The organism is Archangium sp. Cb G35, assembly GCF_001896145.1.
GTDB lineage: Bacteria > Myxococcota > Myxococcia > Myxococcales > Myxococcaceae > Archangium > Archangium violaceum.
Genome location: NZ_MPOI01000004.1, coordinates 103388 through 125935, shown reverse-complemented (window position 1 = coordinate 125935; position 22548 = coordinate 103388). Strand labels below are relative to the sequence as shown.

General features: G+C 69.1%; 13 protein-coding genes. 8 read left to right on the top strand and 5 right to left on the bottom strand.

What is annotated here, in order from left to right:
• Positions 1-217 precede the first annotated feature (217 nt).
• From BO221_RS13865 to BO221_RS13840, 5 genes are all read left to right on the top strand, one after another.
• On the top strand, positions 218-1069 hold the full coding sequence (locus tag BO221_RS13865) for a hypothetical protein (protein ID WP_143195437.1): 852 nt from the start codon (positions 218-220) through the stop codon (positions 1067-1069).
• A 91-nt stretch (positions 1070-1160) separates the two neighbouring features.
• Positions 1161-1820: a class I SAM-dependent methyltransferase gene (locus tag BO221_RS13860; protein WP_143195436.1), complete on the top strand. Its 660-nt coding sequence runs from the start codon at positions 1161-1163 to the stop codon at positions 1818-1820.
• Positions 1821-1895: 75 nt separating this feature from the next.
• On the top strand, positions 1896-4415 hold the full coding sequence (locus tag BO221_RS13855) for a spermidine synthase (RefSeq protein WP_083681026.1): 2520 nt from the start codon (positions 1896-1898) through the stop codon (positions 4413-4415).
• Between the two features lie 642 nt (positions 4416-5057).
• Positions 5058-5489, top strand: a complete 432-nt coding sequence (locus BO221_RS13845) for a YciI family protein (RefSeq protein WP_073560934.1) — start codon at positions 5058-5060, stop codon at positions 5487-5489.
• A gap of 6 nt (positions 5490-5495) precedes the next feature.
• The gene (locus tag BO221_RS13840; RefSeq protein WP_073560933.1) at positions 5496-6341 is read left to right on the top strand and encodes a hypothetical protein; all 846 of its coding nucleotides are present in this window, start codon (positions 5496-5498) and stop codon (positions 6339-6341) included.
• Between the two features lie 336 nt (positions 6342-6677).
• Here BO221_RS13840 and BO221_RS13835 read toward each other — a convergent pair whose 3' ends face one another.
• The 5 genes from BO221_RS13835 to BO221_RS13810 all read right to left on the bottom strand — a co-directional run bounded on the left by BO221_RS13835 (position 6678) and on the right by BO221_RS13810 (position 16446).
• Positions 6678-9782 carry an efflux RND transporter permease subunit gene (locus BO221_RS13835; protein ID WP_073560932.1) on the bottom strand — a complete coding sequence of 1035 codons (3105 nt, stop codon included), beginning with the start codon at positions 9780-9782 and terminating at the stop codon, positions 6678-6680.
• A 12-nt stretch (positions 9783-9794) separates the two neighbouring features.
• Entirely contained in the window at positions 9795-10988 is a 1194-nt protein-coding gene (locus tag BO221_RS13830) for an efflux RND transporter periplasmic adaptor subunit (RefSeq protein ID WP_073560931.1), read from the bottom strand.
• Positions 10985-12214, bottom strand: a complete 1230-nt coding sequence (locus tag BO221_RS13825; RefSeq protein WP_073560930.1) for a TolC family protein — start codon at positions 12212-12214, stop codon at positions 10985-10987. The genes BO221_RS13830 and BO221_RS13825 overlap by 4 nt, the downstream gene beginning before the upstream one ends.
• Before the next feature lie 545 nt (positions 12215-12759).
• The gene (locus BO221_RS13815) at positions 12760-13386 is read right to left on the bottom strand and encodes a DUF1801 domain-containing protein (RefSeq protein WP_233165990.1); all 627 of its coding nucleotides are present in this window, start codon (positions 13384-13386) and stop codon (positions 12760-12762) included.
• Between the two features lie 21 nt (positions 13387-13407).
• Positions 13408-16446: an NAD(P)-binding protein gene (locus BO221_RS13810; RefSeq protein ID WP_083681024.1), complete on the bottom strand. Its 3039-nt coding sequence runs from the start codon at positions 16444-16446 to the stop codon at positions 13408-13410.
• 120 nt (positions 16447-16566) lie between these two features.
• On the opposite strand from BO221_RS13810, the gene dhaL reads away from it, so the two are divergent.
• The 3 genes from dhaL (at position 16567) to BO221_RS13795 (ending at position 22544) form a co-directional block, all read left to right on the top strand.
• On the top strand, positions 16567-18264 hold the full coding sequence (dhaL, locus tag BO221_RS13805; RefSeq protein ID WP_073560928.1) for a dihydroxyacetone kinase subunit DhaL: 1698 nt from the start codon (positions 16567-16569) through the stop codon (positions 18262-18264).
• Positions 18265-18583: 319 nt separating this feature from the next.
• Positions 18584-20488 (top strand): M4 family metallopeptidase, encoded by a 1905-nt coding sequence (locus tag BO221_RS13800; RefSeq protein ID WP_073560927.1) that lies wholly within the window; start codon positions 18584-18586, stop codon positions 20486-20488.
• A gap of 19 nt (positions 20489-20507) precedes the next feature.
• Positions 20508-22544 carry a sulfatase-like hydrolase/transferase gene (locus BO221_RS13795; RefSeq protein WP_083681023.1) on the top strand — a complete coding sequence of 679 codons (2037 nt, stop codon included), beginning with the start codon at positions 20508-20510 and terminating at the stop codon, positions 22542-22544.
• Positions 22545-22548: the final 4 nt, after the last annotated feature.

The window sequence follows — 22548 nt, the reverse complement described above, 5'->3', positions numbered from 1 at the left end:
TGGATGACCTGCGATAGCACCGCGTTCTACCCAAAAGAAAAGGGCCCGCATGAAGATCGTCGAGCGCTTCGAGCGCGGCGAGCCCTTGCTCAACGTCGTCGACAAGGCAGCGGGCTACCAGACCTGCCCCGGCCACCCAGGCGCACGCATCTGGGGGTCGAACCTTCCCCAGACAGATCGGATGGGGCAAAATGGATCGTTCCCTCGAGGAGAATTCATGCCGGACAGCGAGAACGCAGCGTTCCTCGGAGATCCACTCCAATACATCCAGACCACACCGGTGGATATCCAGTGGCTCACCCAGCGGATCGAGGGCGAGCTCTATGGCAAGAACCCGCCGGACCACGACTACTGGCTGCGTCAGCACCCCGAGCTCTTCTCCGGCAAGAACACGATCGCGCTCGACCTCGTGCGCCGCACGCACCCGAACAATAACGGCGTCGAGCGGGAGCTGGCGGTCCTCCGGGTGGATCGCTCGACGTGGAGCGCCGCCGAGCAGAAGACGATGGGCGATTCGATCTACAAGAAGTTCCACGCGGCCAAGACGTCCATCAAGGGGTTCTGGTTTCCGTATCTCTCTCCCCCGGGCGGGAAGACCGCCGTCGACAACGGCGCGTGGGGCATCGCCGACATGGGCCAGGTGGATTTCCCGAGGCAGAACCCGCAGCACCCCTTCATCTTCACCGGCCAGATGAACGGCTGCTCGATCGTCATCACCGACTCGCCGCTCGGCGGCAACTACTACCGCATCTACCACTATCCGAACGTCTCCACCTATCCCCACTTCAAGGCGGCGAACACGTGGCCGAACACGCGCCGCTACGTCTGGACCGAGCCCGAGTACGGCGACGTCGGCGATCCGAACGCCTGGAACTTCCTCCACTACGAGGGAGGACACTGGTACCTCTATAGCCAGCCCACCTCGTGGGAACAGGGCGGCATGAAAACGAGCTGGTTCAGCGGGACGGAGAACCTCCCGCCCGTCAATGTCCTCCGCAACAAGGCCGTCCGCGGCACCAACCTCCCCGGCCGCATCCGCATCGACCAGCTGACGAACACGATCGCTTGAGCGGCAGAAGACGGGTCCCGCCCGGGACACTTCACTCCCGGTGCCAGAGCGGGGCTCGACGTGACGCCAGAGGTCCGGTACGTTGGCACCCGTGGAAGAAACGCACCGCGAGAGCGCCGAGTGGATTCGCTCCCTGCTCTTGAAGGCGCAGTCCACTCCGGCCGTGTTCCGCACGGCCTTGATGAGCGTTCCTCCCTCCGAGCGGGATGCCTGGCTCGACCAGGTCCTGGGGCTCGACTCGTTTCCCGATGATGGCCCCGAGCTTCCGCCAGGCTGCGTTCCCTACCTCCCCTGCCCTGTCGATGCGCTCCTTCGAATCGTGGAGTGCGCGGAGGTGCAGGCTTCCGACGTATTCGTCGACGTGGGCTCGGGCGTGGGGCGGGCCGCCGCGCTGGTGCACCTGCTGACCGGGGCCTCGGCGATTGGCATCGAGATCCAGCCCGGGCTCGTCCACGCCGCACGTGACCTCGCCGCGCGCCTGAACGTGTTGCGCTTCTCGCCGCTCCAGGGCGATGCGGCGGTGCTCACCGGCCGCATCACCATCGGGTCGATCTTCTTCCTGTACTGCCCCTTCAGTGGCGATCGACTCGAGAAGGTCCTGGACGCCCTCGAGTCCATCGCGCGCACGAGGCCGATTCGCGTCTGTTGCGTGGATCTGCCCCTGCCATCCCGCCCGTGGCTCACGTTCGCGGCTCCCCCCTCCGGGAACCTCACGGTCTATCGCAGCACCCTGCTCGACTCGGGGTGCTGAAAAGATCGACGGAAGTACCCGGCGCTGTAATGCGGCATTGGTTCGCCCCGTGGCGCACGCTACAGTCGCGGCGGCATGAAGGCGACCTCGCGCTTGCAGTTGTTCTCGCTCTACACCTTCTCGGGCATCGCCGGACTCATCTATGAGGTCGCGCTCCACCGCGAGTTCGCTCGCGTCTTCGGCGTGACGGCGTTCGCGTCCGCCACGGTGCTCGCCGCCTACATGGGCGGCATCGCCCTGGGTGCGCGGCTGTTCGGTGCGCTCGCGGACCGGGTGGCCCGTCCGCTGCGCCTCTATGGGGTGCTCGAGCTCGGCATCGCCGTGTACGCGCTCATCACCCCGGCGCTGACGGCGGTGCTCTCCAGCGTGTTCGTGCGGCTGGCCAGCGGCTCGGACCCTCACGCGACCGGGTTGATCGTGCTCCGCCTGTTCCTGGCGCTGCTATTCGCTCTGCCCCCCACCCTTCTGATGGGCGGCACGCTTCCCGCCATGGCGCGCGCGGTCTCGAAGCTCGTCGGTGCGGCGGAGGTGGCCCGGGCGACGACGACGCTCTACACCTTGAACCTCCTGGGCGCGTTTCTCGGCTCGCTGTCGGCGACGTACCTCCTGCTGCCGAACCTCGGGCTGTCGAAGACCTTGTGGCTCGGCGCCGCCTTCAGCGCGCTCGCGGGAGCCCTCGCTCTTCTCTTGCGCGACGGGCCCGAGGCACCGCCTCAGGCGCAGGAGGCCTCGGCACCGCCGCTCGCGAACCGGGTGCTCCTGGCGGCGGCGGCCTGGTCGGGGTTCTCGGTGTTCGCGTACGAGGTCGTCTGGACACAGCTCAACGGCCTGGTCATCGGCAGCAGCGCCTACGCCTTCGGCATGATGCTGTCCCTGTTCCTGCTCGGGCTGATGCTGGGGTCGGCGCTCATCTCACGGATGAAGCTGAGCTCGGTCGAGTGGAGGCACATCGGCTACGTGCAACTCTCGGTGTCCGTGGCCGTCCTGGCGACGCTTCCGGTGTGGGACAAGATTCCAGGGGCCTTCTCGGCGGTGGGCCCCCACGTGACGACCTTCGCCGGACGCGAGTTGGTGCGGTTCCTCGCCGCCGCCCTCGTCCTGCTCCCTCCGGCGTTGATATTGGGCGTCTTCTTTCCCCTGCTCTTGCGCGTCGCCGCCGCCAATCGGGACCTCGGGCATGCGGTGGGTGGGATGACGGCGCTCAACACCGCGGGCGCCGTTCTCGGCTCATTGGTGACGGGGTTCGGCGTGTTGCCGTTCCTCGGGAGCAGGGGCACCCTGCTCCTCCTGATCTCCGCGGGCTGCGTCATCGCGTTGTTCTGCTTCCGTGGCCGTCCGAGACTCATGGCGGCAACGGTGGCGGTGATGGTGGTTGGGTTCGCGCTTCCCGGCTGGGACATGTTGCGGCTCACGTCCGGAGAAAACGTCTACTTCCTCTCGCAGTACTTCCAGGGGGGCAAGCTGCTGTACGCCGCCGAGAGCGTTCAATCGGGAATGACGACCGTGGTGCAATACAGCGACGCCCCCCCGCGCAAGGTGCTCCTCAGCAACGGCAAGTTCCAGGGAAACAACGGCGGCGAGATGGTGGCGCAGGTCCGGTTCTCGCAGATTCCGTTGTTGTTCGAGGACAGCTTCGAGCGGGCCCTGCTCATTGGCGTGGGCACCGGCACCTCGGTCGCCGTGCTCGCCGCATCGCCCTTCCAGCACATCGATGCCGCCGAGCTGTCTCCGGACATCCTGCGCGCCGCACGTGAGCACTTCCGCGAGGTCAACAAGGGTTCCCTCGATTCGCCGCGCGTGCAGGTTCATTACGCCGACGGGCGGAACATGCTGATGCTCAGTCAGCAGCTGTATGACCTGATCACCATCGAGGTCTCCAGCATCTGGATCGCCGGCGAAGCGGACCTCTACAACCGCGAGTTCTACGGGTTGGTGAAGAACCGTCTGAAGCCGAAGGGGCTGCTCCAGCAGTGGGTGCAGCTGCATCACATGACCCCTCGAGACCTGGCGGTCATCCTCCAGACCGTCCGCCAGGAGCTGCCGCACGTCGCGCTCTTCTATGGCGGGCGGCAAGGACAGATCATCGCCTCGCGCGAGCCCATCGTGATCGATTACGCACGCGTTCGCGCGCTGTCGGACAGGCTTCGGGGGACGTTCGCCGCGAACAACATCCCGGCTGGCGACTTCATGATGCTCGCTGGCGAGACCTTGCTCAGCGAGCAGGGCATCGAGGCGTACATCCAGCGGTATCTGGACTCGGGGCGGCCCTCGGGGTTCGTCTCGACGGACGACAACCTCTACCTCGAGTACGCCACGCCCCGCGGCAATGTCTTCCCCCTGTCACAGCAGCGAGAGCTGCTGCAGGCGATCCGCTCCGTGGGGCAATCGGAGCTCCCCGTCCGGGGCGCGGACGGGCCCGGAGAAGCAGCGCATGTCCGCGGCGCCCGCCTGACCGGCCAACGGGATCTCAAAGCGGCGATCGCGGCACTCGCCGAGGCGGTCTCCGCGGGTGCGAGCCACGCCGAGCCTCTTCGCGCCGACCTCGAACGCCTGCTCATCAAGACGGGGCAACTCCAGGGCGCTCCGGAGCCTTGAACCCGTACTCCCTGGCTGGAAGTCCATGGTGGCCGGCCTCGCCGGAGCCTTCGAGCCACGGGAACGTCACCTTGGGGAGGGTGATGCTGCGGCCGTCCTCGCTCAACAGACGAAGCGTCACCTCCCCGCGTGGAACTCCACTCGCCGCGTCTGCTTCGACGAACACGCGCATGGTCTTCCCAGGCGGGATGGGGCCAACCTGACCGAAGCGCACCCCTCCAGCCTCTCGCCCGTGGTGTTCACCAAGGATTTGGGCTTCCAACTCGGGCGGCTGGCCCGGCGGGCGCGCTCTTCACGAACTTGTCCAACTGTTGGACAAGTCTGGCGAGACCGGGCCCGGAGGGGTCCCTCCTGCTTTCGAGCTGAGGACAGACCCCTGAACGGACCTACTTCGGCTGGCTTAGGCATAGCCGACCACGAACGGAGCGCGCCGCTATCGATAAACGGAGCGTCAGCAAGCGGGACAAACCCGGCGGGTGATCTTGAGCCACACGGACAACTGCCAGGCAGGTAATACGCCTGGAATTTCAGGCACTTGACGGTACCGCGTGAAAATTCGAGGGGCGTGTCGATTTCGCCAGCGCTCGTTCGACGCATGGGTAGAAGGAAGCTCCGCTTCCCCAACCCACAGGAGAATCGACGATGCGCTTCATGGTGATCATGTACCCGGGCCCCCAGGCGGAAACAGGCGTTCTGCCGGACGAGAAGGCCCTCGCCGAGATGGGGAAGTTCAACGAAGAGATGGTGAAGGCCGGCGTGCTGCTCAGCGGAGAGGGCCTCAAGCCGAGCTCGCAGGGCGTACGCATCCGGTTCCCCTCCGGTGGCGGTGGCAAGCCCCAGGTCAGCGACGGCCCCTTCACCGAGTCCAAGGAGATCATCGGCGGATTCTGGATGATCCAGGTGAAGTCCAAGGAAGAGGCCGTGGAGTGGATGAAGCGCTGCCCAGCCTCGAATGGTGAGATGATCGAACTGCGCCCGGTATTCGAGACGGAGGACTTCGCTCCCAGCGATCCGTCCGGCGAGCTGCGGGCAGCCGAGCACCGCCTGCGCGATCAGGTGGCCACGAAGAAGTAGCCGCCCATGGCCGACAGACCCATCCAGAACTGCCAGGTCCGCTTCCAGTTCAAGTGTCCGAAGCAGTGGGACTCTCTGCGGGAGACCGCCGAGCCCGGGGTGCGCCTGTGCGGCCAGTGCCACAAGCAGGTGTACCTGTGCCAGAGCACGCTGGAGGCCGCCGAGCATGCCCGGGCAGGCCGCTGCGTGGCGGTTCCGGTGGGCCTCGTCCCTCCCTCGGAGCCCGGCACCCCGCTGCACGGTCGCGAGCTCGACCGCGACGTGCTCCGGCTCGTGCCGCTGGAGGTGTGCCGCAGGTACGGCCTGATTCCGGTGAGCCGGAGTGGCAGCTCACTCGTCGTGGCCATGAGTGACCCCACGAACATCCATGCCATCGACGACGTGAAGTTCCTCACCGGCTACGACGTAGAGGCGCGGGCGGCCTCCCCTCAGGACATCCAGGAGGCCCTGGAGCGAGCGGAACTCGAGACCTCGGGCTACGTCGAGATGGGGGTGATGGTCTGCGAGGAGCCGCCCGAGACCGATCAGTTCGAGGGGCCTGTCGGGAAGCTCATCCGCAAGGTGTTGCTCGATGCCCAGCAGAAGCAGGAGGCGCTGATCCAGTTCGAGCTCACCGACTCGGGCATGGTCATCCGCTACGGGCTGGACGGGAGCCAGCGGGATGCCATGTGGGTCCCCTTCCAGCTCAGGCTCGAAGTGATGCGCCAGCTCCGCCATGCCTCTCGCGGCATCGTGGATCCAGAGGGTCAACTTCACATCCTGATGCGAGGCCAGCGCATCGACTACCAGGTCCGCTTCAACCCCACGGCCCTGGGCGAGGAGGCCGTGCTCCAGCCCCTGCCGGAGAGCTGAGTCACACCAGTGGAGGGTGTGGCCAGAGCCAGCTCATCGTTGAGTCCAACGAACAGAGAGCGTCAAGCCATGATGCCGCGTGGCCGTTCTCGAATCGCGCACGAGCATCCACCAACAGATGGGCAATCCCCTCCAACGTCTCACTCCAGAACCACCAGACGAGGTTGCCAGGGATGGGCTTGACGCCAACCTCCTTGCCACCGCCGTTCGATCTTCCCACGGTGAATGAGTAACGCTGTAACCCGAACGTGAGTGTCCCGCGCAGCCCCCAATAGGTCCGTTCCGCTTCAATTCCTTGCGACCGAAGCCATGCCTGTGCATCCGCGTACGTCGTTATCACGACAACCCCCTCCGGGCCGCGATGCGTTGGCCCACCTTCTCCTGCACTCCGTGGACGAGCGCGTAAAAGGTGGGCAGCGCCAGCAGCGTGAACAGTGTCGAGGTCAGCAGGCCTCCCACCATCACCACGGCCAGCGGACGCTCGATCTCCGTCCCATGGAGCGGCAGCACCAGCAGGGGCAGCAATCCGAGGATGGCCGTTCCCGCCGTCATCAACTTGGGCCGTACGCGGCCGATGCTGGCCTCGCGCACGGCCTCGGCGAAGGGCTTGCCTTCCGCCATGAGCCCCTTCGTCTGCGCCACCAGCACCAGGCCATTCTGCACCGCGATGCCGAACAGGCCGATGAGGCCCACGAGGCTCGACACGTTCCACGTCTCCCCGGCCAGCAGCAGCGCGAGGATGCCTCCCACGAAGGCGTCCGGCAGCGTGGCCAGGATGACGAGCGCCTCGGCCAGTGAGCCCAGCGCCAGGTACAGCAACAGGAAGACGGCGAGCAGCGCCACCGCGATGGCCACCAGGAGCGACTGCTGCGCCCGCTCCTGGCTCTCCACCCGGCCTCCCACGTCCAGGAAGTAGCCCGTGGGCAACTTCAGCTCGGCCGCCAGCCGCTCGCGGATCTCCGCCGCCGTGCCCCCCAGGTCGCGCCCCGCCACGCTCGCCTCCACCGCGATGCGGCGGCTCCCCGCCTCGCGGCGCACGCTCCCCGCCCCTGTCGTCTCCTCGATCGTGGCCAGCTGGCTGAGCGGAATCCGCGAGCCGTCATGTCCGTCCACCAGCAGCTCGCGGATGGCGTTGATGTCCCCCCGGTGATGGTCCGCCAGGCGCAACACCAGATCGAACCGGCGCTGGCCCTGCCACACCTGGGATTCCTCCTCGCCCACCAGCCCCACCCGCACCGCCCGGATGACGTCGCCCGGCGTGAGCCCCACCCGGGCCACCGCGGCGCGGTTCACGTCGATGCGCAGCTGCGGCAGCCCACTGAGCTTCTCCACCCGCAGATCCTCCACTCCCTTCACCCGTGCCATGACGGCACGCGCCCGCTCCCCGAGGTCCGCGAGCCGCTCCAGATCCGGACCGAAGATGCGCACCGAGATATCCGCGGGGCTGCCGCCCAGGCCCTCGTCGATGCGCATGCCCAGGGGCGTGGTGAAGAGCACGGACACGCCCGGCACCTTGGCCACCGCCCGGCGCATGTCCGCCTCCAGGACTTCCGGGCTCCGTCCCCTTTCCTTCTTCAACACCACCAGCACGTCCGAGACGGTGTGCGGCATGGGATCCTCGGTCCGCTCGGCCCGTCCCGTGCGGCGCACCACGTCCTCCACCTCGGGGAACTGGCGCAGCACGTCCTCCACGCGGTGGTTGAGCCGATCCACCTCTTCCAGCGACGCCTCGGGCGGCAACATCGTCTGGAGGAGCAGCGCGCCCTCATCCAGCTTGGGCATGAAGTCACTGCCCACCGCGAAGGCGAGACCCAGGGCCGGCACCGTGATGGCCAGTGCCACCACGCGCACGAGGCCCGCCCTCCGCATGCAGGCGTCGAGCAGCGGGGCATACATGGCCTTCACCCAGCGGATGAGCCCCACGTCTTCCGACTGTCCCTCCTCGTGGGGCCGCAGGAAGAGCGCCGAGGCCACCGGCACCAGTGTCAGGGCGAGCAGCAACGAAGCGGCGAGACACGCCACCACCGCCGCCGCGAGCGGCCGGTACATGCGCCCCTCGATGCCCGACATGGCGAAGAGCGGAATGAAGACGGAGACGACGATCAGGGTCGCGAAGGTGATGGGCCGGCCCACCTCGCGCGCCGCCTTCAGTGCCTGAGCCTTCCGGGCGGCCTTGTCACTCCCGGCCCGGAGCCGGTGGATGATGTTCTCGGTGACGATGATGGCCGCGTCCACCAGCAGGCCCACGGCGATGGCCAGTCCTCCGAGCGTCATGGTGTTGATGCCCACTCCGCCCACCTTCAGCAACAGGCCCGCCAGCGCGAGCGAGAGCGGCAAGGTGAGCGTGACGATGGCCGCGGCGCGAATGTCCCCCAACAGCCCGAAGAGGACGAGCACCACCAGGAAGGCGCCGATGAGGATGGCCCGGCTGACCCCGCCCAGCGACGAGGACACCAGCTCCGACTGGTCATACACCACACGCAGAGTGACGCCCGGCGGGAGGCTCGCCCGCACGTCGGCGAGCGCCCGGCGCACGCCCTCCGCCACCTTCATCGTGTCCGCGCCGAACTGCTTGCTGACGCGGCAGCTCACCACCTCGCCCTCGAGCCGGTGGGCCATGCCGCGGCGGATGGCCGGAGCCTCCCGCACGTCCGCCACGTCCCCGAGCAGCACCGGTGTCCCTCCCCGCAGCGCCACCACCGTGCCACGCAGATCCTCCAGCGTCTCGGCGCGCCCCACCGCCCGCACCGTCCACTCCAGCGGCCCCTGCACCACGAAGCCTCCCGAGGCGTTGAGGTTGGCCCCCTCCAGGGCGTGGGACACCTCGTCCAGGGAGATGCCACGGCCCACCATCTGCTCCGCGTCGAGCTGCACCTGGAACTGACGCAGGTAGCCGCCCAGCCGCTCCACGCCCGCCACCCCAGGCACGGCGAGCAGCCGGTTCTTCACCTCGAACTCGGCCAGGTCGCGCAGGGCCATCAGGTCCACCGTCCCTCGCCCGGCCTCCAGGGTGAACTCGAACACCTCGTTGAGCCGCCCGGTGAGGCTGGAGACGAGCGGTGCATCCGTCCCGGGGGGCAGCTCTCCGGTGGCCGCCGCCACGCGCTCGGCGACGAACTGGCGGCTGCGGTAGTAGTCCGCGTCCGGCTCGAACTCCACCGTCACCTGGGTGACGCCCAGTTGCGAGGTGGAGCGGATGCGGCGCACGTCCGGCAGGCCCGCGAGCGCCACCTCCATGGGAATGGCCACCGCCGTCTCGAGCTCCTCCGCACCCATGGCCGGGTTCTGCACGATGACGTTGAAGATGGGCGCGGACAGGTCCGGGAAGACATCCCGGCGCAGGCCCTGGAAGGCCACCACGCCGAACGCGGAGAGCGCCAGGGTCAGCACCACCGTGAGGCCTGGACGCGAGAAGGACGCCTTGAGAATGCGCGCGATCATGCCCGGCTCCGCTCAGTGCTCATGGCGCTCGCCCCCGCCCCGGGACTTCTCCACCTCGGCCCGGAGGAGGAAGGCCCCGTCCACCACCACCTGCTCGCCGGGCGCCAGTCCCGAGAGCACCTCCACGTCTCCCCCGAGCGTGCGGCCACGCCCCACCTGCCGCCGCTCGAAGATGCCCTCCTCCTTCTTGGGAAGGAAGGCGTACCAGCCATTCTCCAGCCGCTGGAGGGCCGCCGCCGGCACGGTGGTGACGGTGGCTCCCTTCTCTCCCAACGGAATGAAGGCCGAGGCGGACATGCCCGGCCTCAGCACGCCGTCCGGGTTGTCCAACTCCAACCGCACGGGGATGGTGCGCGAGGCCGGATCCACCCGCTGGCCCACGAAGCCCACCTTCGCGGTGAAGTCCTTGCCGGGAATCGCGGCGAAGGTGATGCGCGCCAGGGCTCCGGGTTGGATGCGCACCGCGTCCCGCTCGAAGGCGTGGACGGTGAGCCACAGACGCGACAGGTCCCCGACGTGGAAGAGGCTCTGGGAGGGCTCGGCCATCTGTCCCATCACCGCGTGGCGCTCGATGACCGTGCCGTCCACGGGCGAGCGCAGCGTGAAACCCGCGGTCCCTCGCGCACCCGCCGCCTCCTGCGCGTCCACTCCGAGCGCCTGGAGCTCCGAGCGTGCCGCCGTCAGCTCGGCCTCGGCCGTGGCCGCTTCGGCTTCGGCGGCCTGCACGTCCTTCTGGGCCACGATGCGCTCGTCCCCCAGGGTCCGCTTGCGCTCCGCCGCCTGCCGGGCGGCATGGGCGCGGGCCTGGGCCGACTGGAGGGCCGCGCGGGCCTTGCCCAGCTCGGGGCTCTGCAGCTCCACCAGCGGCTGGCCCTTCTTCACCTGCTGCCCCGGCGTGGCCCGGAGGGCGAGCACCCGCGCCGGAATGGGCGTGGCCACCTCGGCGTAGGCGTCCTCGTTCACGCCCAGCTCGCCGAGGGCCGTCACCCCTTCTCCACCGGGGCGCTGCTGCACCGGGGCCGTGGTGACGCGCAGGTCTCGCAGCATCTCCGGGTCGATGTGGACCACGGTCTCGTCTTCGTCCTCTCCGTGGGCATGCTTCCCGGTTTCCTGCTCGTGGGCATGCTCCTCTTCATGCGGAGGCGCCTCACGCTTGCAGGCGGAGAGCCCGAGGAGGAAGGCCATCAGGAAGTGGGAGGGCTTCATCGGAGGACTCCGGTCTGCACGGTGAGTTGGACCCGGGAAAGCGCGGCCTGCAGGAGCCGGGCGAGGTAGTCCGCGCGCGCGTCGAGGACGTCCCGGCGCACGAGGAGGAACGCGGCGAGGCCCATCTCCCCGGCCTCGTAGGATTTACGCGCCAGCAGCTCGTTGTCCGCGAGCAACGGGAGGGCCTCGCCCTCGAGCAGCTCCACCGCCTCGCGCTCCTTGCGGTACTGGACGAGGGCGGACTGCACCTGGACGGCCTGGGCCCGGCGGGCGGCCTCCAGCGCCACCTGGAGACGCCGCACCCGGGCCTCGCCCGACACCCGGGCGGACTGCCCCCGGGCGAAGAGTGGCAGCGTGACGCCCAGGGTTCCAACGAGGGCGCGCTCATCGCCCTCGTTCTCGTAGCGGACCCCCACGTTGAGATCGGGCCACGTGGAGCCTTCGCCCAGGCGCTGCTCCGCCCGGGCCTCCTCCAGTTCCGCCACCAGGGCGGTGACGTCCGGGCGCTCGGGCATCGTGGCCGGAAGCTCCACGGGCCCAGCGGCCAGGGCACTCAAGTCACCCCGCGGCGATAGCTGGGCGTCCGCTGGCAGGCCGAGCCATTCGCGAAGCGCCCCGAGCTGGACCGCCTCCGCCCCCTCGGCGCTCGCCACATCGGCCCGGGCCCGCGCCAGGGCCACCCGCGCCACGTTGACGTCCACCACGGGCACATCCCCGGCCTCGAATCGCCGCTGGGTGGACCGGGCGAAGTCCCAGGCGGCCTCTTCCGCGGCTCGCGCCAGACGGAGCCGCTCCCGGGCATGCAGCGCCCGCAGGAAGGTAGCCGCCACCTCCCCGAGCACCCGGCGCTCCGTGTCCCGCTGTCCGGCCATCTCCCGGGCGAGTCCGGCGCGGGCCGCATCGAGGCGGGAACCCCGCTTGCCCCCCAGCTCGACGGGTTGGGAGAGCCCCACGACGACATTCGGGGCCTGCTCTCCCGTGGCCAGGGTGCGCGGGCCCGCTTCGAGCGCCAGCGTGGGGTTGTTGTTCAACAGGGGGGAGGCGCCAGCCACGGGCCCCTGTGCTTCGGCCACGCGGCCCGAGGCCTCCAGCAAGGCCGGGGCACGCTGGCGGGCCAGGGACAGGGCCTCTTCCAGGGTGAGATCAGAGGGCTGGGCCGCACCGGGGCGCGGCCAGAGCAGCACGGTGACGAGCCCGAAGGCCGCCACCGCCAGACGATGGAACACGAGAAACCTCGCGAAGGTGGACGGGCGCCAGGAGCGAGGTGCTCCCCCGGACAACCGGGGCACACCCCTCCCGATGACGCTCGAGGCAATGAGACGAACAGGTGCCTACGCGAGGAGCACTATTGGGACGTGCAGGATGTCCCCCACGTCGGCCGAAGCGGGCTCGTCCTCTTCGTACCCGGAGACCGGAGCAGGCCTCGGAGCCCGGGGTACCATTGAGGGGACGGGGGCCACGACCACCAGGCGCACGTGGGAGCAGCAGACGCAGTCGGTGCAATCCGGGGCACATTGCCCATGCTCGTCATCATCCGGGCAGCTCTGCATGCACACGTCACCCGGGCTGGCAGCCGACAACAGGCCACTGCCGGCCGGGGTACACAGCAACAGGCTGAGCAGGAAGAAGACGCGGAGCACCGGGAGCATTCCTAGCACGTCGGCGAGCGACTTGCGCGGGGTTGTCGTGCGGCGAGTGTTGAGAAGGCTGTCCACGCCTCTCGAAGTGCGAGAGTCACCGCCGCGCGGCCGGAATGTGCCCCGTCCTCTGCTCAAGCGCGCTTCTTCGCCGCCGTCTTCTTCGCCGCGGGCTTCCTGGCCGCCGTCTTCTTGGCCGCGGTCTTGCCGGCCACCGTCTTCTTCGCGGCCGGCTTGCTCTTGGCAGCGGGCTTGCCCTTCGCGGCGGCGGGCGCCTTCTTCTTCGCCGTCGACTGGAGCACGGACTCGTACTGCTGGATGTACACCTTGGCGGGCGCCCGGCGGATGGCCTCGCCGAGCACATCGAGCGCGACGTCCTGGAGCTTCTTGAAGCGCACGCACGACTTGCCCATGTCGAGCTTCTTGCCCGTCTTCGCCCACGCCTCGCGGAACCACTTCTCGTGCTGCGGCGATCCGTAGACGCCCATCAGGTAGACGGCCATGTGGTTCTTCTGCGAGGCCAGCGACGCGAACGGCAGCGGCTGCTTCGGATCGCAGTGATAGCCCGCGGGGAACACCCTGTGCGGGACGTAGTAGCCGATCATCCCGTACTGGATGCCCTCCTCGTAGTCCTTGTCGAGGTTCTCGAGGATGACGTCGCGTACGGCGGAAATCGCCGCGCGGCGGTCCTCCGGAAGCGAGGCGAGGTATTGGTCGATGGTGGTGGCTTTGCTCTGCATGGCCGCGAGTGTAGCGGACACCGCCCTCTCTTGCCCTCGAGTTCATCCGATCGCGGCGAAGGGCCCCCTCTCATCGGCGCGGAAGATCTCCCGTCCCGGCTCCATGACGAAATCGAAGTCGACCCAGGTGGCCGCGAGCGCCTTCTGACCGCCGGACTCGAGACCGAGATCGGCCGTGAAGGGATGGCTGGCGTAATCGTCCCAGCGCACCTGGAACGAGCCAGGAATGGGGCCGTATCCCCGCACGGTCCGCACGGCGGCCTTCGCCTCGATGATGGCCTGGTAGCAGGCACGGTCGGTGTGGTGGACATCGCGGAACTGCTTCAAGAACGCGATCGTCACCCCATCCGTGGTGAAACTCCGCGCGAGCGACGAAGCCCACTCGCCCGAGGGCTCGAACGGCCGGATCAGCTCCCCGAGCATGTCGCCCACGGAGCGCAGGGGGCCCGGGGAGGCATTGCTCCGGGTCACCTCGAGGATGCGGGCCCGTGTGCCGCACGTCTCGGGGGTGTTCCGTGCGAGGACCTCCCCTACCAGCGAGAGGTAGTCGAGCGCATGTTCCGACGAGCGGCGGACCTCCACCTCGACCACGCTCTTGGGAAAACCGTAGATCTCGCGTCCGGCGGCCGCGGCGGCGCCGGTCGAGACGAAGACGTGGGGCAGGAACCAGACCAGCCGATCGGGGATCAACCTCCCCTTCCCCGGGCGCATGGCCCACGCCGGCACCCAGAAGGCCACATCGGTCTCGGGCATGTAGCCCAGACGGCGGTGCTCGGGATCGCCGGAGAACGCGCGCCCGGCGAAAGCGGCGGCGAGCACGACGAAGGGCGCCGCGGGCACGTAACGGACATGCCCACGCGCGGGAATGTTCAGGTACCGATCGAGCAGTGCGGCCAGGGCATCCCGCCGGGCCCCCAGCACGAGCGCGTTCATCGAGACTTCTTCCAGCACATAGGGCGAGCGCAGTGACATCTCTCCCGGGCGATCGACATAACGTGGCAGCTCGACCCGGGGCTCGGCGCGCTTCCGAGGCACCTCGCCGACGATGGAGACCGGCGCACCGAGTGCCCTCGCCGCCATCAGTCCGGACATCGTGGCCGCCTCGATGCACCCGAGGTCATAGCCGGTGCGTGTCCAGTCGCCCGCCAGGATGAGCCCCTCGAATCCCGACTCATCGGGGGCGATGCGGTGCTTCTGCGAGCCTGGCAGGGACAGCACGTAGCGGTCCGAGGGCTCCGCGTTGACGCGCAGGTACTGGGCGCGCAAACGCTCGGGCCCGGTTCGCCCTTCCGGATCGAAGAGCGCCTCCCACCGGAGACTCCCGCGCGAGTCCGCGCCCCCCGGCCAGATGTGCGTCAGGTGCTCCTCGAGGAAGCCTCGTGCGATGTCCTCCAGTGCCGCGCGATCGCTGGCTCGCGGATCATTCACGGCGACGGGATCATCGCCCTGCCCGAGCTGGCCGCAGGCGTAGAGGATCCCCCGCACGCCATCGCGCTCCTTCCAGCCCTCGGCCGGAACGAGGTGCGACATGTCCGCCCAGGTCTCGAGCGGCACCTGATAGGCGGTGGTGACGGGCGCGCCCGCGTTCGAGGCGAGCTGGCCGATGGGCGTGGTCACCCAGAGCTGCATCGACACCGTCCGGACCGTCTTGACGTGCTCGACCATGCGCTGCCACCGCGGGCTCGCCGCGATGAGCTCCGAGGCGACGAACGGAAGCGCTCCGAGTGAGATGCCCAGCACGGCATGATGGAAGTCCTCGCCCAGGCGCAGCGTGCGCTGCTCGACGGGGGTCCAGCCGCTCCAGAAGGAGGCGAACCTCGCACCGTGGCGGGCGAGCGCCTCGCCCTCGACGAGCTGCTCGTAGAGGGGCTGCTCGGGCCAGCACGGTAGTCCGTCGATCTCGATGAGCGGGTGATACTCGCCGGAGCGGGGAGTCGCCTGCCGGCCGATGACGACACGCTCGACGCGCCGCTGGTCGCCGGAGAGCTCGAGCCGCTCCACGCGATGGAAGAACTCGAAGCGGACACCGCGCCGCCGCAGCACCTCGTACAAGGGCGCGATGACGGTCTCGCCCATGCCGGCGCGCATCTTGTAGAAGATGGCGCCGCGGTAGCACGTGAACATGCGGATCATCCCGAGCAGCGCGAGCCCCGCGCCCGCACCACCGCCATCGCAGAAGGCGAGGTGGTAGAAGGCACGGACCAGCCCGCTCGACACCGTCATGTCGGAGGCGCCGTACTTGCGCAGCCACTCGCTGAACTCGAGCTCGTCGAGAGGCTCGAAGTCACCGGACGGCCCGTAGACGCCTTCTCGCAGGAGGCCAATCAGGCAGACGGCGCTGTACTCGAGGACGACCCACAGGCGCCGCAGGTCGGCACTGGCCTCCAGATCGCGCCGGGCCAGGGCCCGGATCCGGTCGAGCACGGACCCGACCCCCTCGGCGAGAGCCCGCGCCGCCCTGCCAGCGAGCAGGGGGGCCTGAAGCGTGAGGACGTGTTTGAGCAGGCCCCGGAGCTGCCCGGCCACGCCGTCGGCATCGGGCAGATCCCCCCGCCACTCCTTCCACCAGTCCATCGCATACCGGAGCACCTGCAGGGTGGCTCCACGGAGGGACTCCGCGGGAGTCGGCAGCGGGCGCCCATCGCCGGGCCACTCGTCGGTCTGGGGAAAATCGACGCTCCAGTGCTCCCAACCGCGCGAGGTCTGCTCCCCGACGACGATGGCGCTGTGCTTGACGAAGGCATCGCGCAACGTGCGCATCGCGGCGCCGGGTGGACGGCCGAGCTCCTCGTAGCAGCGGCGCAGCAGCGTGAATGCGTTCTCGTAGTACCCGAGCCAGACGTGCAGGCCGTGTTCCTCGATGCGTCCGTGTTCTTCCCGATTGCGGACGCTCGCGCCCTTCCCGCCGAGCAACCAGCCGTCCTGATAGACGGTGAGCTCATAGCGCTCGCGGAGCGCTGGCGTGTCGGTGAGGGCGAAGGCGGCCGAGAGGGAGGCCATGCCTCCGCCGAGAATGGCGATCTTCTCGCGACGGGACGTGGCGCTGCGATTCGAAGAGGGCTGGGAAGTTGGGAAACGCATAGCGCGAGAGAGGCGGATATGGCGGTGTGAGGTGTGTCACCCGCTCCACGCGGATTCCTGCTCGGAGGACGGGCTGGGGAGAACTTGACGGATCCAGGCTCGTGCGGCCACCGTGCGCGGATGAAGAAGCTCGTCAATGCCCCCCGCTCCGTCGTGGGGGAGATGCTCGAGGGTCTGGTCTCGCTGTCTCCGGAGCAGGCGCTGCTGGAGGGCGAATCCGTGGTGGTCCGTGCCGGCATTCCCGCCGAGCCCCGGCAACGCGAGGTCGCGGTGCTCTCCGGCGGTGGCAGCGGGCACGAACCGGCTCATGCCGGTTATGTGGGCACTGGCATGCTGCACGCGGCGGTCGCGGGTGACGTGTTCACCTCGCCCAGCACCGACGCCGTCCTGGCGGCGATCCGCGCGGTGGCGGGTCCGGCGGGCGCGCTCCTGATCGTGAAGAACTACACCGGGGACCGGCTGAACTTCGGCCTCGCCGCAGAGCTGGCGCGCGCCGAGGGCATTCCCACGGAGGTCGTCATCGTCGCCGACGACGTCTCCCTGCACGACACCGTCGAGCCCGAGCGCCGCCGGGGCATCGCCGGCACCGTGCTGGTGCACAAGGTGGCGGGTGCCGCCGCGGCCTCGGGCGCCCCGCTCGCGGAGGTCGCTCGGGAAGCCGCCGCCACCGCCGCCGCGCTCGGCACCATGGGCGTCGCACTCGGCCCCTGTACCGTGCCCGCCGCGGGCCGGCCCGGCTTCACGCTCGGCGAGGACGAGATGGAGCTCGGGCTGGGCATCCATGGTGAACAGGGCGTGCGGCGCGTGCCGATGCAGCCGGCCGACGCACTGGTGGACACCCTGTTGGCCACCATTCTCGAGGATCGGCGCATCGTCGCGGGCGAGCGCGTGGCCCTGTTGATCAATGGACTGGGCGGGACTCCGCCCATGGAACTGGCGATCGTCGCCCGCCGGGCCCTGGCCGTGCTGCGTGAACAAGGCATCGTCGTGGAGCGGGCCTGGTGCGGCTCGTTCCTGACGGCGCTGGAGATGCCGGGCTGCTCGCTGACCGTATTGAAGGTGGACGACGAGCGGCTGCGCCGGCTGGACGCGGCCACCACCGCACCGGCCTGGCCGGGAAGCGGCAAGCTCGCCCCACTCCGCCGGCTCCGTCCCGTGGCGCCCGTGCCGCCCTCCCCCGTGTCTTCCAGCGCGGAGCAGCCGGGAATGGCCCGGTTCAAGGAGGCGGTCCTGGCCATCGCCGACGCGCTGGAAGCGGCCGAGCCGCGCCTGACCGAGCTCGACAGCGCCGCGGGAGATGGCGATCTCGGCATCAGCCTGGCACGAGGCGCGGCGGCCCTACGCGCCCTGCCCGCGTCCTCCTGGTCGAGCCCCGCCCGGGCGCTGACGGCGATGGGCGAGGCCCTGCGCCGCAGCATCGGCGGGAGCTCGGGGCCCTTCTACGCCACCGCGTTGCTGCGCGCCGCCCGTCACCTGACGCACGAGCGTCCGGACGCGCTGGCCTGGGCCGAGGCCTTCCGGGCCGGTGTCGAGGCCGTGGCGGAGCTCGGGGGTGCCCGTCCCGGAGACCGCACGATGCTCGACGCCCTGCATCCGGCCGCGGACACCTTGGCGCGGGCACTGAAGGAAGGCCGGTCACCCGCCGAGGCCTGGGAGGCCTGTGTCCAGGCGGCGGAACGCGGCGTGGAGGCCACCACGCGCATGAAGCCGCGCCTGGGACGGGCCAGCTATCTCGGCGATCGCGCCCTCGGCGTTCCCGACGCCGGAGCGGCGGCCGCCGTCGTGTGGCTGAAGCCGCTTTCGCGGTTCATCGGGTAACCCATACTTTCAGCCCAAACACTTGCGGCGCCAAGCGAGCACCCTCGGGGCAATTCATCCATGCCCCCGAGGGGACGGGGCAAAAAGGGCCGCGGCCCGCTGTGAGTCGAATCCGCCCGAGATCAACCGGTTGCACGAAGCGGATGTAAAGCCAGACTACGTTCAGGGCCGCACGGGCTGTGACATCCATGCTCCACCCCCATCTCGAGGGCTGGGCGGGCGCACAGGGATTCCATCGGGTTCATGAGTTGGCCCGATCCCTGCTCCAGGGACTCCGCGTCCGGCGACATCTCGTCGCAGACCCGAAGGAGTGCCCCCCTTGCGTACGCGTTTCCTTGCTGTTGCGCTGCTCGCCCTTCCCCTCGCCGCGTGCGAGGTCGACAACACCCAGCTGCCCGAGGGTGCCCAGAAGTTCGAAGAGGCCGCCGACTCGCTCGGTGATGTCCAGGCGGCGCTTGCCGCCCTGCCCTCCGCCAAGGTGGTGGGCGCGGACGAGAACAACTTCCCCTACATGCTCAGCGGCAACCTGGGCTCGGCCAGCGCGAGCCTCACCGGTGACATGCACAGCCGCGTGAGCCAGGCACTGCCCGGCATCGCCGCCGCGTTCCGCCTGCAGGCCAGCGATCTCGTCGCCAGGCGCACCCGCGTGGACGAGCAGGGCGTCACCCACATCCGCTATGGCCAGATGAAGAACGGCCTGCCGGTGGTGAACGAGGAGCTCGTCCTCCACGTGGACGCCAACGGCACCATCACCTCCGTCAACGGCACCGCGCGCGACGGTGAGCTCGTCCCCGCCAAGGCGACCATCTCCCCCGAGGCCGCCCGGATCGCCGCGCTCGACGGCACCATCGGCCGCCACCTGGCCTCCGGTGACGCGCGTCTGGTGTACGTGCGCTCCACCCAGGACGGCAAGCTGAAGCTGTCCTACGAGGTGCTGGTGACGGGCGAGGGCGCGGACCTGCCCATCCGCGATCTCGTCTACGTGAGCGCCAGGGATGGCTCGCTGGTGCAGCGCAACTCGAAGGTCCACACCGCGCTCAACCGCAAGGTGTACACCGCAAACAACGGCACCAGCACCCCGGGTACCCTCAAGCGCAGCGAGGGCGGTGCCGCCACGGGTGACGCCCATGTCGACGGCAACTACGACAAGCTGGGTGGCACCTACAACTGCTACAAGAACAACTTCGGCCGCGACTCCATCAACAACGCGGGCGCCGCGCTCATCAGCACGGTGCACTACAGCCGCAACTACGTGAACGCCTACTGGGACGGCACCCAGATGGTGTACGGCGATGGTGACGGCGTGAACTCGGGCATGCTGGGCCTGTCCGCGGACGTGACCACGCACGAGCTCACCCACGCGGTGACCGAGAACGAGTCCAATCTCACCTACTCGGGTGAGTCCGGCGGCCTCAACGAGGCGATGAGCGACATCTTCGGCGCCTACTGCGAGAGCTACGCCTCGGGCACCTGGGCCACCACCAACGCGGTGTTCATGGTCGGCGACGACATCTGGACGCCCGCCACCGCGGGTGACGCGCTCCGCTACATGTACGACCCCGTCAAGGACGGCGCCTCGCTCGACTACTGGACGAGCAGCTCCGGCAGCGTGGACGTGCACTACAGCTCGGGCATCGCGAACCTGGCCTTCACGCTGCTGTCCAGGGGCGGCACGCACCCGCGCGGCAAGAGCACCACGAACGTCCCGGCGATCGGCGTGCAGAAGGCGGGCGCCATCTTCTACAAGGCCAACACGGACTACATGACGGCCTCCACCAACTACGCCCAGGCGAAGACGTACACGGAGCAGGCCGCCACGGCGCTCTACGGTGCGGGTTCCGCCGAGCTCGCCGCGGTGACGGCGACGTGGACCGCGGTGGGCGTGGGCGTGGTGACGCCGCCCCCGGCGTCCAGCCCGCTGACCAACGGCGTGGCGAAGACGGGCCTGTCCGCCTCCACGGGCAACGCGCTGTACTACTACCTGGACGTTCCGGCCAGCAAGGCGTCCACGTACGTCCTCAGCGGCGGCTCGGGTGACGCGGACCTGTATGTGAAGGCGGGCGCCACGCCGACCACGTCCGTGTACGACTGCCGCCCGTACCTGTCCGGCAACGCCGAGACGTGCAACATCGCGGCGAAGACGGCGGCCACCCGCATCTACGTGATGGTCCGCGCCTACAGCACCTTCTCGAGCGTCTCGCTCAAGGGCTCCTACACGCCCTGATCGCTGAAGCCAGCATGAGGTGAACGAGCCCCTGGGAGGCATGCCTCCCGGGGGCTTCGTTCTGGGTGGCGGGAAGGCCCGCCTGCTGGCGAGGCCGGCCAACGAGCCCCGGCCCCCCATCTGGTGGAGAAGCGGGCGTGCGACTTTGCTAGGCTCGCGCCGCGATCCCCGGCTGAATGAAGAGGAGGAGATGGTGCGCGGTGCGGCTGTCGCGGTGTGGCAGGTCGTCTCGGCCTGTTACGGGTTCGTCCTGCTGGAGTGGCTCTTCCTCGTCACCCAGCAGGGCTTCATGGTCTCGTTGCCATACACGGTGTGGGCCAGTGCCCTCGCGTGCATTCCCCTGGTGCTGGTGCTCCCAGCGCTCGCCGCGCTCCTGCCACTGCTCGGAGCCGAAGCCCTGCTCGCGCGCCTTCCCGAGGGCTCCAGGGCGCGCACGTTGGCCGTCGCCTCCGCCGTCCCGGCCCTGGTGCTGACGGGCCTGTCCTTCCTGCTCATCGACAACTTCACCTACACCCTCTTCGGCCTTGGCGTGGTGAGTGTCCCGAAGTCCCTGCTGTTCCTGTACGTGCTGCTGCTGGCCGTGCTCTTCGCCGTCCTGGTGAGGAAGGTCGCCCTCGCGCGCCAGGAGGTGCTGGCCTCGGGTGGGTGGCGCTGGCGGCTCGCGGTGGCCGGCGGGCTCATCACCCTTTCGCTCGGTGTGCTGGCCCTCCGGCTCGCGGGTGGGAGCGGGACGGAGCCCCAGGAAGCCCCCATCGCCAGGGCCGCTGCCGGCTCCCCCAACGTCATCTTCGTCGCCACGGACGGGCTGGAGGCGCGGCGGATGTCCGCCTACGGCTACGAGCGCCCGAACACGCCCTTCCTGGAGCGCTTCAAGGAGCGCACCCTCTTCTTCGAGAACGCCTTCCCCAACGCCGGGCGGACCACGGGCTCGACCACGTCGATGCTCACCTCGCGCTTCCCCACGAGCACGAAGGTCATCTTCCCGCCGCACATCCTCTCCGGCGAGGCGTCGTTCCTGCACCTGCCCGGACTGCTGCGGCGCGCCGGCTACGAGACGCACCAGTTCACCGTCCGCTACTACGCGGATGGGCCCGACCTGAACATGCTGGGAGGCTTCGAGCACGCCAACGGCCGGCACGTTTCCGTGGAGGTGCCCACGGGGCCCTGGCGGACCCTCATGCAGGAGCGCTACGTGGCCGAGCGCATCGCGGAGCGCCTCACCGAGCGCGTGCTCTACGTGCTCGGAATCCAGCCGATGGTGAATCACTTCAAGCTCGTGCAGTTGCCCACGCGCATCGCCGGCTGGGACACGGACGAGGATCGCATCCAGGGAGCGCTCTCCGCGGCCGGGAAGGCCCAGCGGCCCTTCTTCATGCACATCCACCTGATGGGCACGCACTGCTGTAGCTACCCGCCGAGCCCCAACCCGGTCTTCGCGCGCACCACCCGTTCGCGGGAGAACCAGCTGGATGACGCCATCCTCGACGCGGATCGCCTCCTCGAGCGCTTCATCACCCGGCTCGAGGAGCGCGGACTGCTGGAGAACACGATGGTGGTCCTCAGCTCGGACCACAACCACGAGTGGAACACGCTCGATCGAGTGCCGTTGATGATCCACTTCCCCGGCGGACGGCACCACGGGGTGGTGAAGGAGAACGCCCAGCTCCTGGACGTGGCGCCCACGGTGCTCGAAACCGTGGGGCTGCCCATCCCGGGGTGGATGGAGGGCCGCTCACTGCTCTCGGCGCGGCGCTCCCCCACCGAGCCCATCCTCGGCACGGGCGAGGTCAACGCGAGACTCGCCAACGCGGACTGGGAATACATCTCCCAGCTGCGCAACGCGGGGCCACCGCTCTATGGCATGACCACCGTCTCCGCGATCGTCTGCGACCGGTGGTGGACCCTTCAGCTCAAGACCGGGGAGCTGCAAACGGGCCGGGTGTCCGGGCACACGGCGCCGTGCGCGGAGGAGTCACTCCCCAAGGCCGAAGACCTCCGGCAGCGGTTCCTCTCGCACCTGCGAGAGCGGGGCTTCGAGCTCGCGCACCTGCGGTAGGGGA